The following is a 17,174-nucleotide window of genomic DNA, read 5'->3' on the forward strand; positions in this document are numbered from 1 at the left end:
GCTTTCAGGCGGTTATATTTTTTCAAAATCATTATTTCAAATACTCGAATAGCTGCTCATTCATCCGATGAATACCTTCGAGACGCAGACTGTATCCGGTGACATTCTCCCCTTCAATATAGGCATGAAGCAAACCTGCACAACGAAGATTAAAAATATGATCATGCACAATCCCCTTCGAGATCCCCGCATGCTTAACAATTTCGGTAAACGTTTTACGGCCACCACTAAGGGCTTGGAGGATTTTTAGCCGGCTTTTTTCACTCAGACTACGGATCGCTCTGTACATAAAAGGGGAGATTTCCTCATTCTCCATCGATATCCACGCCGCATAATGGCAGATCGTTAATTCACCGTAGCAATAAATGATATTAGCAGGCTGAAAATGATACTGTGGAATCAGTACGAGCTTCTTAAGCCCATCCGTAGGCATGAAGTAAAATCCGTTGGTCGTCTTGTTCACGAAATCCGCAGTGTCCAGTCCATTAAGCTCCATGTTCTTGGAATCCGCATGCTGCTGTAGTTTGCTCAAAATCGCAGGATTGCATTGGCTAAAGTACTGGCGGTTCCACTCGGAGAGTAAAAATACTACGCGGTTACGGTAATCCTCCATATGGCTTGGAAATACCTTTACATACTTTGATAAGGTCTCGTATAACTCGCCAACCGATAACCCTTCAATCCAGTTCAACACACTGTCTACATCATCTTTAAATGGACAACAGTAAATGAGCAGATTCAACATTTTCCACTCATTGTTTAGTTCGGTTTCTTTCAGACGGGATAACAGCTCTTCACTGAGCGTGCTTTCAATTTCATTAGCCCACGCTACCCCTAAATCAATCTTCTTATAGGATTTTTTGCAGAGATAAGTATGTAAGCTGTTCAACAATTCATAAATCGATCCAAATTCAACCTCAACCTTGTATTCCACAATGATTCCTCCTGCTAGCGGTTCTTTTCAGTAGTGAGATATTCTCTTAATCTTATTGTATTATCCTGAGAATACGCAAGCTACTCTATAAACGGGAGTGCATAAAAATTCATTAGCTGCTATTTCAGCACCGAATTCTCTGCATTGCACGCTGGTTTAGCTGTCATTTCCGTTAGCGTGGACGCTATCGGACACAACTGAGCTTGTGCTAATGGCGTCTGCTGGGTCCGCAGGCTTCAGCGGGAGATCAGGACTCTGCGCTATCGGACACAATTGACCTTATTCGCAGTATTATCCCCTTTTTTGTGTGCGATCGGACTCCATAGGCGCTATGGGCATTAAAAATGCCTATTTCGCGCCTATTCTAAAGGAATAGCTGCACTGGGGTCCGAAACTTTACTCAAAAGGCTAAATATGTGCTAATAGCGTCTGCTGGGTCCGAGAGGTTCTACGGAGGTTTAGGATTTTGTTCCATCGGTCAGTTGACCTTGTGCAAATAACGTCTATTGGGTCCGTAAGCTCCTGCGGGAGATTAGGATACTCTTCCATCGGACACAGTTGACCTTATTTGCAGTATTATCCTCTTTTCAGCATGCTATCGGACTCCATAGGCGCTATGGGCATAAAATAGGCCTATTTCGTGCCTATTCTAAAGGAATAGCTGCACTGGGGTCCGAAACTTTGCTCAAAAGGCTAAATATGTGCGAATAGCGTCTGCTGGGTCCCTAAGCATCAGTGGGGAATTAAGACTCTGGACCGTAAGCTTCTGCGACGGATTGGGATCCTACGATATTGGACACCTATCGGACACAGTTGACCTTATTCGCAGTATTATCCCATTTTCAGCATGTTATCGGACTCCATAAGCGCTATGGGCATTAAAAATGCCTATTTCGCGCCTATTCCAAAGGAATATCTGCACTGGGGTCCGAAACTTTGCTCAAATGACTAAAAATGTGCAAATAGCGTCTGCTGGGTCCGTAAACATCAGTGGGGAAATCAGGACTCTGGTCCATAAGCATCAGCGGGGGATTAGGACTCTGGTCCGTAAGCTTCTGCGACGGATTGGGATCCTACGATATTGGACACCTATCGGAAACAGTTGACCTTATTCGCAGTATTATCCTCTTTTTTACGTGCGATCGGACTCCATGGGCGCTATTGACACTATAAATGCCTATTTCGTGCCTATTCCAAAGGAATAGCTGCACTGGGGTCCGAAACTTTACTCAAATGACTAAAAATGTGCAAATAGCGTCAATTGGGTCCGTTAGATTCCGCAGAGGATTAGGACAGAGGGTTCGGGGTTCGGGGGTTCCATGGTTCCGGGGTCCCGGGGTTCCGGGGTTCCGGGGTTCCGGGGTTCCGGGGGTACCAGCGTTCCCAGCGTTCCCAGCGTTCCCATCATTCCAGACTTCCAGACTTCCAGACTTCCACCGTTCCCAGCTTACCAAAACAAATACTCGAGGTTAGTTAACTCTCACTTGCTCATATTCTGCTATAGCCATGTTGCCCACATGAACAAAAATGCAGTGCAGCGATCCTCGGGTAACAAGGAAAAAAACATTCAACCCGACGAACAATCAATCTGGTTCGCTCCTCGCTTTTTGCAATTCATGGTAGTAAAATATAGGCAATAACTAATTAGGAGTGAAGCCATAAGATGCAAATTCAAAATGAAAACGGACGTTTTTTTGTTGCTAATGACGGTAAGGACCTTGCCGAAATCACATACAGTTTGGATAAAGAAGCCGGGGAATTAGTCATTGACCACACCCGTGTCTCCGAAGAACTGCGCGGTCAAGGTACTGGACAAGAGCTTGTACGTGCTGTTGTGGACAAGGCTCGGAATGAGAATTTAAAAATTGTACCCGTGTGCTCCTATGCTGCGCATCAATTCGAGAAGCACCCGGAGTACAAAGACGTGCTGAGCGGGAATACTGGCGGGAGAGCTTAAAACCTGCTCCCGTTTCCGCGAAGCTTTTTTAGTAACTATGCGAACTTATAATAGTTCAAATACACTTTAGGGGGAAACGGGTTTGACGACTGCCGACACTTTTAAGAATATTGAGGAATTACAACAACGCTGTGAGCAATATGAAGGAATCTCATTAAAACTGAATTGGGATATGCTCCGCCATCCATCAAGCGCAGGTGATACGGAATGGCTCGTGACTTATGAGGACGAATTACTGGTTGGTTTCTTGGGACTCTATGGTTTTGGAAGCGATATGGAGGTCTGTGGCATGGTTCGGCCAGGCTACCGTCGACGCGGAATCTTCACCTCTCTGTGGAACCGAGCACAAACCATAATCAAGCGCAATAAAGTCTCTACTCTTCTTCTAAATGCACCCGCCGCTTCTTCATCTGGAACTGCTTTCCTGCAAACCTTGCCTCTGCAGTTCAATCACGCTGAATATCAAATGAAATGGGATGGCAATTCCATGGTGTCATCTGATGTCAGCTCAGCAACAGGGACTGTCGTCTTACGGCCAGCTCGTGAAGAAGAGGCACACATTCTGGTCGAACTGGATTGTGGAGGTTTTGATATGAAGACAGAAGATGCTGCAGAGCAGTATGAGTTGCACAAACAGGAAGGTATGCAAGAGAATATTATGATCGAGATGGACGGCAGGCCTGTTGGGAAGATGCGGGTGTGGACTGAAGATAATGAATCCTGGATCTATGGATTTACAGTCGACAAAAAGCTACGTGGGCTTGGCATTGGCCGCAGCGCCCTTCTTCAGACCATCGAACGAGAGCGCAAAAATTATAATGGTGTAAATCTGGAGGTCGCACTGGATAATCCCAATGCACTTAAGCTGTATGAGAGCTGCGGCTTTGTCATTCAGAATAAACAGTATTATTACCGATATATCGGCTAATCCCCAGACCTACTCTTGAGATTTTAATAAAGCAGTCACAATAAGACCTCCTTACTTGCTGGTGTTCTAACCTGCAGATAAGGAGGTCTATTTATTATAGTAAATAATCCGCTTCGCCTCTCTCATTTCTACGATCGCTGCAGCTTAAGGAACCGTCAGCTAACACTTCACGCTCAAGAAATACGGATAACAGACGCACATAATCCAGTGACTCCATAAGCGAGTTTGCCTCTCCATCAAAGCAGTATTTACGTCCATCCAGCAGCGAGAAAACTTCCACGGTCTCCGCTGGCTCACCATAAGCATGATGGCAAAAAACATTGGCCATATGCATAAATCCAGTGATGATATCCTCATTGCCATTAACCATAAATTTCTGAATGTTCACGCTTCGGCCACTTTTTGAAGAGTTCCAAGCCAGCTGCGTAATCATCGATAACTCCAAATTCAGCGCTGGAACTGGGACATGCCACTGTTCATATAACATCACTGGAATCTCCTGTAGATGATTGCTTGAAACGATACGCATAAGCTCATCAGCTACACTCGTTTTGATATCCCAATATTGCAAAAGGGAGGGAAAAGCATCTCCCCTAGGAGGCCACCGGCGCTCTAACAGAAATTGTATAGGTGTCTCTCTTCGCACTTCCGGCAACAGACTATAGAAGTCATTAAGTGTATGCCCCACAGCATATTGAACCTGCTGGCGCCAGCGTGGGAGCCCCGTCGCTGGAGCTCCGCTAGCTAAATTCTCAGTCCCGCCCAGCATAATATGCTCCATGCGATAATCGTGCAGCCGTTTATACGGAGGGCTATGTACATCCCTTGGCTTGTTAAACCAACTTCCCACTGGCCCACCCATCTTAGGTTACCGCCATACAGGCTTCGATGAATTGACGTCCGAATTGACGGCAGGCTTCTTTTTCGGCAGCATTAGGGCCATACTCAATCTTTAGGCTATCTTGCAAAATGACTGCTCCACGCTCCTTTAGCTTCTCCTCGATAACATCCACTGCCCCACAATAAATGGCGTAGCCTGTATCTCCACTACCAAAAACTGCTGACTTCATAGCAGTCAAATCAAGTTCATCCATCTCCTCATAGAAATCAAGAGCTTCATCCGGCAACTCTCCGTCTCCCCAAGTGTATGCCCCTAGCAGAACGCCTTCATATGATTTTATCTCAATCGCATTACATTCAGTGACCGACTTCAAAACAGCCTCACCGCCTGCTTGGCGTATTCCTTCTACAATCAATTCAGCCATTTCCTCAGTGTTGCCAGTTAAACTAGCATATGCCACAAGCACTTTAGCCATAAACTCCTGTTCCTCCCCTACTAACACCTTAAATTTAAATCATATACGCTTCACCTCATTCTATTTGATAATGATTATCATTGTCAATAAATAAAGTTAAAAAAACGCAAACTCCCCGTTATTACACACGGTTGAGGTTTGCGCTCCGTCTCATTTTTCTTAAAAAGAAGCTTAATAAGCACCTTCCAGCAAGGTTATGTGATTCCCATCAGGATCACGAAAATTCATTTCTTTACCGCCATATTCCATCGTAACAGGTGGCTGACAATCCAGTCCCTTAGCTTTCAACTGCTCGTATGTCTCATCCAGATTATCACAGCCGAATACTAAATTAACAAAACCTGTCGTAAGATTTCCCCATTTTGCAGCATCCCAAATAATAATTCCCGGCTGCTTCTTATCAAAACCAATCTTTGCCCCGTCGAAATTACCGTAACCTTCGAAAGGCATAGGAATTCCTAGTACCTCCGTATAAAATTTAGCTGACACCTCAGTATCTTTAGTGTAAATGTTAGTCCCTTCAAAAGACGAAATCATAACTTGTCCCCTCTCATTCTCATAATATGTCTCATTTCTTACTTGGGTTTAGTCTAACAAGGTTGACACGCTTTGTATTGCAAAATTACGACATTCTTCGGCCTGCATAGACCAAGGCTTCAAGTGGGGTTCTTCCTGCATATTTTTTGAAATTATTGATAAAATGGGACTGGTGACTGTAACCATACGCGAAAATAAGATCCTGCATATTCTTTGTCTGCCCAGGTAAATGACACATCTCCCGCCATACATTCTGAAACCGCACGAGATCTGCTGTTTTTTTGGGCGATACACCTATATATTCTTGAAAAAGCCGTTCAAGTTGTCGTCTGCTTAAATTAGAACTGGTCTCCAAATCCTCTGCGGTCACAATCCCTTTTTGTTTAACCATAGTATAGACTGCGTTCATCATCCGATCGTTAGTCCGCCCTCTACGCTCAAGACGACGAAGCAGATAGGCTTCAGCGGCTGCAATCCTTTCGTCCATCGAGTTTACTTTCTCCAATAGATGACCAAGCTCTTTTTTAAAAGTGCCAAAATATTGTTCTACATCGACATGTGCATTCAAGACATTCCGCAGATGATCATCTGCAAAAAAATGAACCGCCCAGAACTGAAATCGGATACCAAAGGTTGAACTCCCCCCTGGCTTTCTGTCTGAAGAGACTTCAAATGGAGTGTCATTGATGCCGGAGAAAAAAGTGTTTGTATTGCCTGATTCTCTATCCAAATCCCAAATAATATCCATACAGGTGTCCGGAATTATTGTCTCCGTCTCAGGTTGTTGTATAGACTCCACATCTACAGAACCCCAAAAACAGCGAATAAACGGCTGCAAGGCATGGCTGGGCAGAAACTCACTAGTGTGGTTGGGTTTTGCAGTTATAGGGAAATACAGCGGTGAGAGATTGAACATAGCTTTAGTTCTCCGATCGTAAATAGGGTAAGAACTCTACTATCTGATCATACACAATCAAGTCTTGCAGCACCAGTTGAATAGCCGCATAAGCATGGGAATATTATACACTTCATTAGCATTGGACAAAATTATTGGTGAAGCTGGTTGAGGTGTAATTTGTTTGTAGCAATCAGGTGAAATGTTGTACAATAAAGGCTAAATGAATTTTTTTGAAGGATGGATTAAATCATGTATATAGCGAGCGATTGGAAAGACTATGAAGTAATTGATACAGGCGGTGGAGAGAAGCTCGAACGCTGGGGCGATATTATCTTGCGTCGTCCTGATCCACAGATTATTTGGCCTCTAAATAATGAGACCGCTAAATGGCGTGATGTGCACGGACATTATCACCGTTCCTCCGCTGGTGGCGGACAATGGGAAATGAAAAAAACCATTCCGGACGATTGGAAGATTAGCTATGGTAAATTAAAATTCCACTTACGTCCTACAAACTTCAAGCATACAGGACTATTCCCGGAACAAGCAGCCAACTGGAGCTGGATGATGGACAAGATTGCAGCGGCTAACCGTCCAATTTCAGTGCTGAATCTTTTTGCTTACACAGGTGGAGCTACTGTGGCAGCGGCGAGTGCCGGTGCGTCTGTCGTTCACGTGGATGCAGCCAAAGGTATGGTGCAGTGGGCGAAAGAAAACGTTCAGCTGTCTGGTCTTGGAGAACGTCCAGTCCGCTTTATCACGGATGATGTATTCAAGTTCGTACAACGTGAACAACGCCGCGGCAGCAAATATGACGCGATTATTATGGACCCTCCTTCTTACGGAAGAGGACCTGGTGGAGAAATGTGGAAGCTTGAATCAAGCTTGTACCCTTTCCTTGAGAGCTGTATGGAGATTATGAGCGACAACCCATTGTTCACGCTCATTAATTCCTACACCACTGGAATTTCTCCAACTGTACTGCGCAACATGTTGTCCATGACCATGGGCAAACGTTATGGCGGAAAACTTACCTCCGGCGAAATTGGTCTTCCGATCACCTCCTCCGGCATGAACCTGCCATGTGGTATCCTGGGTCGCTGGGAGGCGTAAGCCATGACACAGCATAGTTCCGGCAACAATGAGGCTGTAAGCGGCGGATCACAACGCTTTGAAGTGTTATACGAAGACAACCATCTTCTGGGGATTGTAAAACCCGTGAATATTCCTGTTCAGGAGGATGCAACAGGCGATCCTGACCTGCTGAACCTGCTGAAAGAAGATGTGAAGGAACGTTTCAACAAACCCGGCAACGTCTATATAGGTCTGGTCCACCGTTTGGATCGACCGGTTGGGGGAGCAATGATTTTTGCCAAGACTTCCAAAGCGGCTTCAAGACTATCCGAGAGTGTCCGTACTCACGGCTTTCATAAGGTGTATTTAACAGTCGTGCATGGTAAACCGCCAGCCACTCGTGGCCGTCTTACAGATACGCTGCTTAAAGACGCAAAGAGTAACACCGTCACTGTGGTTCGAAAAGGAACTCCCGGCGGCAAGGAAGCAATTCTGGATTACACAGTGCTTGACAGTGCAGAAGGATACAGCCTGCTTAAGATTGATTTACTTACAGGGCGTTCCCACCAAATTCGGGTGCAGCTGAGTTCGATCGGCTGTCCATTATACGGTGATCAGAAGTACGGGGCTTCAGTGAACAGACCGGGGCAACAAATTGCGTTATGGTCAGCACTTGTAGGATTCCCTCACCCTGTTACTAAAGAAGAAGTGGAACTCATCTCTCTGCCCCCACAAACCCATCCTTGGGATCTGTGGCCGCGTGAAACACTACAAGAAGGGCTGTCCTGAAGCAGCGCTTTTTAGGCAATGAAACAAACCCTGTTATTTAAAACAAGGCAGTGATTCTCCGGTTAGTGGAGAATCACTGCCTTGTTTTTGGTTCTGCGTCTGCTACTTGATCAGAGACTATGGGAAGAGGGTCCACGTTGGAGTGTTCTTCTTAGCTCCGCACGAATGCTTAGTCCGATTATTCCAGCCGGGCATGGAATATCCCTTTGAGATTAAACATCCCTTCGAGATTAAACATCATTTTGAGAGATTAAACATCCTTTCCACCTTCCAGCCTGAACTTAGCTAACGGTCCACCGCTCTGTTTAGCGATGGATCAGCAGTGGTACAGTAGTGGTACAGTAGTGGATCCTAGTTGGAATCTGAAATGAAAGTAAGATAACTGCACTCTATACACTTATTCCGAATAAAAAAACAGTAGGTCGGATTTTAAGTGTACTCTTTACAACTAAAAATCAGGGAAACTGTAAAAAGAGAAGTAAATCAAGAAAATAGTTGTATAAAATACAGTTATATCTCAATGCTCGAGTAATTTACAAATAATAGCTGTACAAAATACAACTAAATACATTTAGATACCTCTACATGTTTCTCTTACTTCTAGATGCCACTAAATACCTATATATACTTTCAAACGCTTCTAAATGTTTCTATATACTTCTATATATATCTATATACTTCTATATATATCTATATATTTCTATGTATTTCTACATTCATCTAATTCTTCTAAACGCCTCTATCTTCTTCAACATTTTCCGCATTGCTTCCATCGGCTCTTTATACATATATTCTAAATGGGGTGTAGATCCAAATCTAATACCCTATCATATTTATTAAAGGCTTATCATCCCAAATTTGAACCTCAATATATCGTTCAGGTCCCTTGTCACCATTGGCATTCCATTCCTGTGGCATACCGAATTTATCGATTACATCTATAATCTCGTCCCATGTATAAACTTGATTGCGATAAGGTTTGCCATCTTTATATCTCATAGTAGGAAACAAATCCCCGTAAGTGAAACTGATCGAAGCAGGATCAAACTGCTCAATAGTAATTTACAGGCTTTTACCTCTAGGATACCAGTCTAATAACCACGGACATTCTCCCAGCGTCATATAATGCGGACAGGCTCTAGAAGGCTTACCACCTTTTATTATAAATAATTCCCTGGCCTTTGCTTCAAGACCCCGGCGAATATCTAGATAATCTGCTGAACGCTTACTCGCAAAACCTTTATTACGCTGACGTAGATCATTCAGAACCTGTTCCGCTTCTTGGGATGGCAGATCAGACAGATTTTGAAATGGACCTGTAGATTCATCATAGTAGTGATACAGCCAAGCTATTTGCTTCAAGGTGTAGAACCCTCCGGTGTAGTTGTCACAACCATTTTGCCCATTAAGTAGAGCAGTAACTGTTGGTTATGAGAGGAGATCGGATCAAGCGCTTCCGCAAAAAAATCACTGCGGATCTTTAGACCCCGTGCAGTTTCTTCCATTCCAGTCTCCGTTATACTCACCCATACAATCCGCCGGTCCGAAGCATCTCTTTCCCGCACAATAAGCTCATGCTTCTCCATCCGATCAAGTAACATCGTAACCGCTGCAGGACTGGTCGCCAAATGTGGAGCCAGATCAGAAGGCTTCATGGCGTCGCGTTCCTGAAGCAGTTCAAGTACAGTAAGTTGGGCATCCGTCAGCGTTGGAGCAAGATTACTGTCCATATGTAATTTATAATCTTTTAAAATCTTATGCCAAATTTTACTGAATTCAGAAGCATGCACACTTATTCCTTCCTTTCCTCGCGGTTCTATCCGGTATATCTACATTTTCGCGAAACAACTTCCATTTCCTGCAAACGAAGAAAAAATAAATCTGCCAGACCTTCAGCATAAAAAAATAAAAAACGACGCTTAGTCAACCCTCCAAAAGAGCGGACTAAACGCCGTTATAAAATCACTTGTTAATCGCTAGTTTTAATGAACTGATGGGAAAAGATTTATGATCTCATCCTTTTTCTCCACAGCTACAATCTGTTTGCCTGTAGAACGACGCTCGCCCAGCGGCGCTGATTCAGAGGAGAACGTATGGTGGGCATTCTCACGGGTAACGGCATTCAGTTCTAATGGCTCCTTGCAATAGAAAGCCCCTGCTAACCTGCTGCCATTTGGACGTATTCGTTTGCCTTCCTTGAATTCGAAGGTTGGCATTCCTTTGCCACCACGGCTTTGTGATGGATAATCCACAAGTAATGAACGTTTCGCATAACCAATATCAGAAATGGCAAGGATTTCGCCTTCATCTTCGCTGACCCAGAAGCAGGAAATCACCTCGTCGCCCTCGCGCAGCTGAATTCCTCTTACGCCGGATGCAACGCGACCCATAGGGTTAACCTCATTCTCATGGAATCGGATACTCATTCCCTCACGGGTGACCAGCACAATGTCCTTGTCATTCGTACTAGAAGCCACTGTAATGATCTCATCACCCTCGGCTACCTTACAGGCCGCTACAGCTCCAGAACGGCTTGTAGAGTATTCCTTGAGCTCTGTACGCTTCACCTGACCCCGACGGGTGACAAACACAAGGCTCTGCTGCGGATCATCTAGATTATTCACCGGAATCACACTAACGATTCCATCTCCTTTAGACAATCCAATAACATTCACAATCGCTGTACCAGGCTCTTTCCATTTAAACTCCGGGATCTGGTGCACAGGAAGCAAGAAGTATTGCCCTTTGCGGGTAAATACCAGCAGACTGTCACGGGTATTTACATCCAGCAGCCTGACGATATGATCGCCTTCTTTGACGCCTGAGGTATGACGCTCCCCACCAGAACGGGTGAAGGAAAGCATACTAGTCCGCTTAATATATCCATCTGCTGAAAGAGCAACGAGCACATCCTCCGCATTGACCAGCGCTTCAAGGCTAACCTTGAGCTCCTCGACTTCGCCTTGGATCAGAGAACGGCGATCAATGCCGTATTTGTCGCGAATCTCCAGCAGTTCCTTACGAATTACAGCAACTAGCTTTTTGTCGCTATCCAAAATACCGCGCAGATGTGTAATCTTTGCCATCATTTCATCTAACTCTTTCTGGAGTGAAGTGATCTCCAGATTGGTCAGACGATACAATTGCAAAGTAAGAATCGAATCGGCTTGGCGTTCACTGAAGCCGAACATCCATACGAGATTGTTCTGAGCATCCTGACGATTTTTCGAAGCTTTGATCGCAGCGATAACCTCATCCAGGATGTTTAGTGCTTTAACTAAGCCCTCTAAGACATGAGCACGGTCTTCAGCGCGTTCCAGATCGAACTGGGTGCGATGAGTCACAACTTCACGCTGATGGGCGATATAAGCTTCCAGGATGGCTTTTAGACCAAGCTGCTGAGGTGCTTTGTTAACAATAGCAACCATATTGAAGTTATAGGTGATTTGAAGATCGGTTTTTTTGAGCAGATACGCCAACACGCCTTGAGCATCAGCCTCTTTTTTGAGTTCGACTACAATCCGCAGTCCCTCACGGCCGCTCTCATCACGAACCTCGGCAATGCCATCGATCTTTTTCTCCAGCCGAATATTCTCCATGGAAGTAACCAGCCGTGATTTTACAATCTGGAATGGTACTTCCGTGATCACGATTTGCTGCTTGCCGCCCCGCATATTCTCAATCTCTGTTTTGGAGCGCAGGTAAATACGGCCTTTACCTGTGCGGTAAGCATCCATGATGCCGTCTCCGCCCATGATCGTGCCGCCTGTAGGGAAATCCGGACCTTTCATGAAGGTCATAATTTCTTCCAGCTCAATATTTGGTTTCTGCATCACTGCGATACAAGCGTCAATTACTTCACGCAGATTATGTGGCGGAATTTCAGTGGCAAAACCAGCAGAAATCCCACTCGTGCCATTTACGAGCAGATTCGGATACCGGGAAGGAACCACAACAGGCTCTTTGGCGGTATTGTCAAAGTTATCTTTAAACAAGACCGTCCGCTTCTCGATATCACGCATCATCTCCATTGCAATGGGAGACAGCCGTGCCTCTGTATAACGCATTGCCGCTGCTGGGTCATCGTCCATGGAGCCCCAGTTGCCGTGACCGTCAACTAGCACATGCCCCATTTTCCAAGGCTGTGCCATACGTACCATACCATCGTAAATAGAGGAGTCACCATGTGGATGGTAATTACCCATTACATCTCCGACAGTTTTGGCTGACTTGCGGTATGGCTTGTCAGGGGTGTTGCCGGAGTCGTACATCGCATAAAGAATCCGGCGCTGCACGGGTTTAAGTCCATCACGGACATCAGGGATTGCCCGGTCCTGAATAATATATTTGGAATACCGACCAAAGCGGTCACCGACGACCTCTTCCAGAAATGCCGGCAAAAATTGTTCTGATAAACTACTCACTTTGCTCACCTTCTGTTCCTCAAACTGCCCGTTTTAAAATAGTGTGGTGAGTCTCAGGTACTTCAGAGATTTTTGGAATTCCGGGCACTATCGCTCCTACAGTTCCAAAATCCCCCTAGGTCCCATAAATCACCAAGCTCTTAGAAAATCGGGATTATCGTCACTTGCAGCACTGACATTACTCTACAATTTCGGTGAAATCGACATTTTCAACAATCCAGCGTTTACGTGGATCGACTTTGTCACCCATAAGTGTTGAAACACGGCGCTCCGCCTTAGCGGCATCCTCAATCTGTACCTGAAGCAGCGTACGCGACTCTGGATTCATCGTTGTTTCCCACAGCTGATCGGGGTTCATCTCGCCCAATCCTTTATAACGCTGAAGCTCGAAGTTTTTGCCGAATTCCTTTAAGTAATTTTGCAGCTCTTCATCACTCCAGGCATACCTTACGGTCTCCAGCTTACCCGTTTTGCGGGTCAACTTATAAAGTGGAGGCTGAGCGATAAAGACCTTACCTGCATCTAATAAAGGCTTCATATAACGATAGAAAAATGTCAGCAGCAGCACCTGAATATGCGCTCCATCGGTATCGGCATCGGTCATAATGATAATTTTAGAATAATTGCTGTCTTCGACGGTGAAATCCGGACCAATTCCAGCACCTATTGTAGAAATAATTGCTTTATACTCGTCGTTCTTCAGGATGTCCAGCAGCTTAGCTTTCTCCGGATTCATCGGTTTACCTTTTAGCGGCAATATCGCTTGAATCTTAGAGTCACGGCCTTGCTTAGCCGAACCACCGGCGGAATCACCTTCCACGATGAACAGCTCCGTACGTGTAACGTCCTTTGATTGTGCAGGAGACAGCTTACCGCCAAGATTCGAGCTTTCGCTGCGTTTCTTGCCTGTGCGGATCTCATCGCGGGCTTTACGTGCCGCTTCCCGGGCTTTCGACGCTTGAATCGATTTCTTCAGCAGGCTCTGCGCAACTTGTGGATTCTCTTCCAAGAAACGCGCCATATTTTCAGAAACGATATAATCTACTGCACTACGGGCGGAAGCACTGCCAAGCTGATCCTTCGTCTGTCCAACAAATTCAACCTCGGACATTTTTACACTGATGACAGCCATCATGCCTTCCCGCAGATCATTACCTTCCAGGTTTTTATCTTTTTCTTTAAGCAATTGCGTGCGGCGGGCATATTCATTTAATACACGAGTGTACGCAGTTTTAAAGCCGGTCTCATGTGTGCCTCCGCTGCGAGTTGGAATGGAGTTTACGAAGGAAGCCAAGGTTTCTGTGTAGCCTCCGTTGTATTGCAGAGCTACTTCTACCTCGATATCATCCTTTTCTGCACTGAAATGAATAACATCATGGAGAACATCCTTACCTTCGTTGAGGAACTGCACAAATTGACTGGCTCCACCTTCATAAAAGAACTCATCCTGACGGTTGCTCCGCTCATCTTGCAGTGTAATACGCAGACCGGAATTCAGAAAAGCAATCTCCTGAACCCGCTCTGCCAGCGTGTCATAATTCAGAGCAATTCCATTTGGGAAGACACGAATATCTGGCTTGAAAGTAATTTTCGAACCCGTTTTATTGGTGTTACCCAGAACTTCAAGACCAGTTACAGGTTCGCCAACATGCTCCTTGCCCTTCTTGTCCACCCAGTACTCAAACCGCTGCCGATGGATTTTGCCCTCACGATAAATCTCTACTTCGAGCCATTCAGACAAAGCGTTTGTGACAGAAGCCCCTACGCCATGCAAACCGCCTGATTTTTTATAACCCGATCCACCGAACTTACCGCCCGCATGCAAAATTGTAAATACAACTTGCGGGGTAGGTACCCCTGTCTTATGCATTCCAGTTGGGATCCCCCGTCCATTATCGCTAACGGTTACCGAGCCATCCTTGCGAAGCAGTATGTCAATCTTTGTACAATACTTGGCTAAATGCTCATCTACGGCATTATCTACGATTTCCCATACTAAATGATGTAGTCCTGAAGAACTCGTACTGCCGATATACATGCCAGGTCGTTTGCGTACTGCAACCAGACCCTCGAGCACTTGAATGTCGTCAGCATCGTATCCAGTACGGCCATTCTCGCCGTTATTAGAAACTTCAGCAAACATATCGATCTGTTCGAGCATTCATGCTCCTCCTTCTTTTCTCTATACTAAGAAGAAACGGCTTGGCCGTCCTTTATGTTAAGAACGGTATCCGTTACTGCCAAAAACCTAAGGATAGAATATAACGTGAAATTATACTCTCCTATATTTCTAAGAAATGCAAACAAACGTTTTGGTCACTTTGTTCATTCTAATTCAAAATATCCCTTTTCGTAAAGACGGCGAATGAAATGATCACCGAAGCGGCCCCCCATACTGCCAGCACAGCCATGGAAAATGACAAGGACATCCCTTCAATGGGGGCGGGAGTACCAGACAAATAGCTGGTCAGTCCAAGATTTACCATAAATAAATATTTCGCTGTTGTCCAGGCAGAGGCCATATTGGTCAGTATACTACCTGCAATCAGCGCTGCCATCATAACTACTATACTCGCCGCAGTACTGCGAACTAGCACCGAGATCATGAACGCGAGCAGTGCAACCACTACGCTGACGAACCAAATCAAACCACCTTGCATAAGCATATATTTCCACTGGGGCACTGCATGTACAGTAGACATATCTAGCGAATCACCACTGATTTTAAAGCCTGTAAAAACAGGAATGTTAAACCCTTTAAAACCAAAGGCAAGACCAGAGATAAAGTAACTGATTGCAAATGTGGAAAGTACGATAAGCGAAACAAACATTAGCAGTGCTGTCATTTTGCTAAAAAGCACCTTCCAACGCTTGACCGGCCTAGTCAACAGCATTTTGATAGTTCCGGTTGTCCTTTCGGCCGAGACCAAATCTGAGGCGACCGCCATAATGAGCAACGGAATAAATAATGTAACCGAATTATCCATAAATTCACGGGTAAAGGTAACCCCGCTAGGTTCATTCGGATTAACGTCATGGTGAAGATAATACTGAAGCTGTTGTACAAATATTCGCCGATAAGTCTTCCATTCCTCTGGAATCCGGTCACTGCCCAGTGAATTTTGATTATCGATAATCTGCTGCTGGATCTCAAGCCGCCAATCGGAATTAAATTTCTCCCGACTCCGTTCGGCTGAACGCATCTGTGCATAGGTGAACATAGGCACCAGTACAATCAGAATCAGCAGTATAACATAAAACCGTTTCTTTTTTATAATCTTCAAGCACTCATTACGGATTAGCGGAAGCAAGTTACTCAACATTCTCACCCTCCGTTAGTTTCAAGAATAGCTGTTCCAGTGTCGGATTAATTTTATGCACAGCTCTCACCTCAATTTCAGCAGTAACCATTACGGCCACAATCTCGGGGATCAGATCCTGATCCATGATCGTTATTAAAGAATTGGGGCCCATCCCGGCAATAATTGAGTCATCTAATGTGACGTCTTCCAGTTTCTGAATTTGAATATCTGAACGATCAGCCAGCATTTCCCGGGCCTCAGCAAAAGGCTCCAGCTCCCAAAGTACATACGGCGAATTACGAGCGATCAGCTCATCTACCGCACCTACTGCCAATACACGCCCTTTACTAATAATCGCTACACGGTCGCAAAGAAGCTGAATTTCACTAAGCAGATGGCTCGATACGAACACCGCCAGCCCTTCATCCGCCAGCTTGCGAATGAATTCTCGCAGCTCTTTAATGCCTTTAGGGTCAAGTCCATTCGTCGGCTCGTCCAAAATAAGCAGCCGTGGACGTCCCAACAGCGCCTGCGCAATGCCTAATCGTTGTCTCATCCCAAGCGAGTATGTACTTACCTTATCATGTATCCGCTGATCTAATCGAACAATATCTACCACTTCGCTAATACGTTCATTGTCTACGCCAGGCTGCATCCGGGCAAAATGCTGCAAATTCTCCCACCCGGTCAAATAGGTATATACCTCAGGATTCTCAACGATAGAGCCTACATATTGCAATGCTTTTTCCGGATTTCGGTTCACATTGTACCCACATACTGTAATCTTGCCCTCAGTAGGTCGAATCAAATCCACAAGCATGCGGATCGTGGTCGTCTTCCCAGCCCCATTAGGCCCGAGAAAGCCGAAAATCTCCCCTTTTCTCACATCGAAAGTGACATCATCTATAATCCATTTTCGTCCTATTTTTTTACGTACCCCGTCCACAGACAAGACGACTGTGCCGGAGTCTTCACTATTCGCTTTTGTCATATTTAATTTAGCTCCTTGTGACTG

At 45.2% G+C, this 17,174-nt stretch carries 16 protein-coding genes; 4 read left to right on the forward strand and 12 right to left on the reverse strand.

Going from position 1 to position 17,174, the window contains the following annotated elements; all coding sequences use genetic code 11:
• Positions 1–31 precede the first annotated feature (31 nt).
• Complete coding sequence (locus NYE58_RS24425; protein WP_076278176.1) at positions 32–934, reverse strand: ArsR/SmtB family transcription factor; 903 nt, start codon at positions 932–934, stop codon at positions 32–34.
• A gap of 1,663 nt (positions 935–2,597) precedes the next feature.
• On the opposite strand from NYE58_RS24425, the gene NYE58_RS24430 reads away from it, so the two are divergent.
• Together NYE58_RS24430 and NYE58_RS24435 are read left to right on the forward strand one after the other, a co-directional pair.
• Positions 2,598–2,891, forward strand: coding sequence for a GNAT family N-acetyltransferase (locus NYE58_RS24430; RefSeq protein WP_076134638.1), 294 nt, complete (start codon positions 2,598–2,600; stop codon positions 2,889–2,891).
• A gap of 82 nt (positions 2,892–2,973) precedes the next feature.
• Entirely contained in the window at positions 2,974–3,819 is an 846-nt protein-coding gene (locus NYE58_RS24435) for a GNAT family N-acetyltransferase (RefSeq protein ID WP_341003235.1), read from the forward strand.
• Positions 3,820–3,913: 94 nt separating this feature from the next.
• Here NYE58_RS24435 and NYE58_RS24440 read toward each other — a convergent pair whose 3' ends face one another.
• From NYE58_RS24440 to NYE58_RS24455, 4 genes are all read right to left on the reverse strand, one after another.
• Positions 3,914–4,681 (reverse strand): hypothetical protein, encoded by a 768-nt coding sequence (locus NYE58_RS24440; protein WP_341003237.1) that lies wholly within the window; start codon positions 4,679–4,681, stop codon positions 3,914–3,916.
• Position 4,682: 1 nt separating this feature from the next.
• Positions 4,683–5,135 (reverse strand): flavodoxin, encoded by a 453-nt coding sequence (locus NYE58_RS24445; RefSeq protein ID WP_076134641.1) that lies wholly within the window; start codon positions 5,133–5,135, stop codon positions 4,683–4,685.
• Between the two features lie 171 nt (positions 5,136–5,306).
• Positions 5,307–5,672 (reverse strand): VOC family protein, encoded by a 366-nt coding sequence (locus NYE58_RS24450; protein ID WP_341003240.1) that lies wholly within the window; start codon positions 5,670–5,672, stop codon positions 5,307–5,309.
• Positions 5,673–5,757: 85 nt separating this feature from the next.
• Positions 5,758–6,588, reverse strand: coding sequence for a helix-turn-helix domain-containing protein (locus NYE58_RS24455; RefSeq protein WP_076219228.1), 831 nt, complete (start codon positions 6,586–6,588; stop codon positions 5,758–5,760).
• A gap of 231 nt (positions 6,589–6,819) precedes the next feature.
• Here NYE58_RS24455 and NYE58_RS24460 point away from each other — a divergent pair, with 231 nt between their 5' ends.
• Both NYE58_RS24460 and NYE58_RS24465 read left to right on the forward strand, forming a co-directional pair.
• Entirely contained in the window at positions 6,820–7,683 is an 864-nt protein-coding gene (locus NYE58_RS24460) for a class I SAM-dependent methyltransferase (RefSeq protein WP_076219227.1), read from the forward strand.
• A 3-nt stretch (positions 7,684–7,686) separates the two neighbouring features.
• Positions 7,687–8,433: an RluA family pseudouridine synthase gene (locus NYE58_RS24465; RefSeq protein ID WP_076219226.1), complete on the forward strand. Its 747-nt coding sequence runs from the start codon at positions 7,687–7,689 to the stop codon at positions 8,431–8,433.
• Positions 8,434–9,249: 816 nt separating this feature from the next.
• Here the strand turns inward: NYE58_RS24465 and NYE58_RS24470 are convergent.
• The 7 genes from NYE58_RS24470 to NYE58_RS24500 all read right to left on the reverse strand — a co-directional run bounded on the left by NYE58_RS24470 (position 9,250) and on the right by NYE58_RS24500 (position 17,150).
• On the reverse strand, positions 9,250–9,432 hold the full coding sequence (locus NYE58_RS24470; protein ID WP_256721873.1) for a hypothetical protein: 183 nt from the start codon (positions 9,430–9,432) through the stop codon (positions 9,250–9,252).
• A 63-nt stretch (positions 9,433–9,495) separates the two neighbouring features.
• Complete coding sequence (locus tag NYE58_RS24475; RefSeq protein ID WP_256721872.1) at positions 9,496–9,795, reverse strand: hypothetical protein; 300 nt, start codon at positions 9,793–9,795, stop codon at positions 9,496–9,498.
• Positions 9,792–10,223: a MarR family winged helix-turn-helix transcriptional regulator gene (locus NYE58_RS24480; RefSeq protein WP_076127601.1), complete on the reverse strand. Its 432-nt coding sequence runs from the start codon at positions 10,221–10,223 to the stop codon at positions 9,792–9,794. The genes NYE58_RS24475 and NYE58_RS24480 overlap by 4 nt, the downstream gene beginning before the upstream one ends.
• A 192-nt stretch (positions 10,224–10,415) precedes the next feature.
• A complete protein-coding gene (gene gyrA / locus NYE58_RS24485) occupies positions 10,416–12,857 on the reverse strand; it encodes a DNA gyrase subunit A (RefSeq protein ID WP_076127599.1) in 2,442 nt (813 codons plus the stop codon).
• Between the two features lie 178 nt (positions 12,858–13,035).
• Complete coding sequence (gene parE / locus NYE58_RS24490) at positions 13,036–15,018, reverse strand: DNA topoisomerase IV subunit B (protein WP_076127597.1); 1,983 nt, start codon at positions 15,016–15,018, stop codon at positions 13,036–13,038.
• Between the two features lie 169 nt (positions 15,019–15,187).
• Positions 15,188–16,177, reverse strand: a complete 990-nt coding sequence (locus NYE58_RS24495) for an ABC transporter permease (RefSeq protein ID WP_036685819.1) — start codon at positions 16,175–16,177, stop codon at positions 15,188–15,190.
• Positions 16,170–17,150 carry an ABC transporter ATP-binding protein gene (locus tag NYE58_RS24500; RefSeq protein WP_036685707.1) on the reverse strand — a complete coding sequence of 327 codons (981 nt, stop codon included), beginning with the start codon at positions 17,148–17,150 and terminating at the stop codon, positions 16,170–16,172. Before NYE58_RS24500 ends, NYE58_RS24495 begins: the two co-directional genes overlap by 8 nt.
• Between the last annotated feature and the right edge of the window lie 24 nt (positions 17,151–17,174).

Source organism: Paenibacillus sp. FSL L8-0708 (genome assembly GCF_038009325.1).
Lineage (GTDB): Bacteria > Bacillota > Bacilli > Paenibacillales > Paenibacillaceae > Paenibacillus_AQ > Paenibacillus_AQ odorifer.

Coding starts and splice junctions, on each gene's coding strand:
- NYE58_RS24455 (WP_076219228.1), bottom strand. CDS start 6,588: ATGTTCAATCTCTCACCGCTGTATTTCCCTATAACTGCAAAACCCAAC.
- parE (WP_076127597.1), bottom strand. CDS start 15,018: ATGCTCGAACAGATCGATATGTTTGCTGAAGTTTCTAATAACGGCGAG.
- NYE58_RS24430 (WP_076134638.1), top strand. CDS start 2,598: ATGCAAATTCAAAATGAAAACGGACGTTTTTTTGTTGCTAATGACGGT.
- NYE58_RS24450 (WP_341003240.1), bottom strand. CDS start 5,672: ATGATTTCGTCTTTTGAAGGGACTAACATTTACACTAAAGATACTGAG.
- NYE58_RS24500 (WP_036685707.1), bottom strand. CDS start 17,150: ATGACAAAAGCGAATAGTGAAGACTCCGGCACAGTCGTCTTGTCTGTG.
- NYE58_RS24465 (WP_076219226.1), top strand. CDS start 7,687: ATGACACAGCATAGTTCCGGCAACAATGAGGCTGTAAGCGGCGGATCA.
- NYE58_RS24445 (WP_076134641.1), bottom strand. CDS start 5,135: ATGGCTAAAGTGCTTGTGGCATATGCTAGTTTAACTGGCAACACTGAG.
- NYE58_RS24440 (WP_341003237.1), bottom strand. CDS start 4,681: ATGGGTGGGCCAGTGGGAAGTTGGTTTAACAAGCCAAGGGATGTACAT.
- NYE58_RS24470 (WP_256721873.1), bottom strand. CDS start 9,432: ATGAGATATAAAGATGGCAAACCTTATCGCAATCAAGTTTATACATGG.
- NYE58_RS24460 (WP_076219227.1), top strand. CDS start 6,820: ATGTATATAGCGAGCGATTGGAAAGACTATGAAGTAATTGATACAGGC.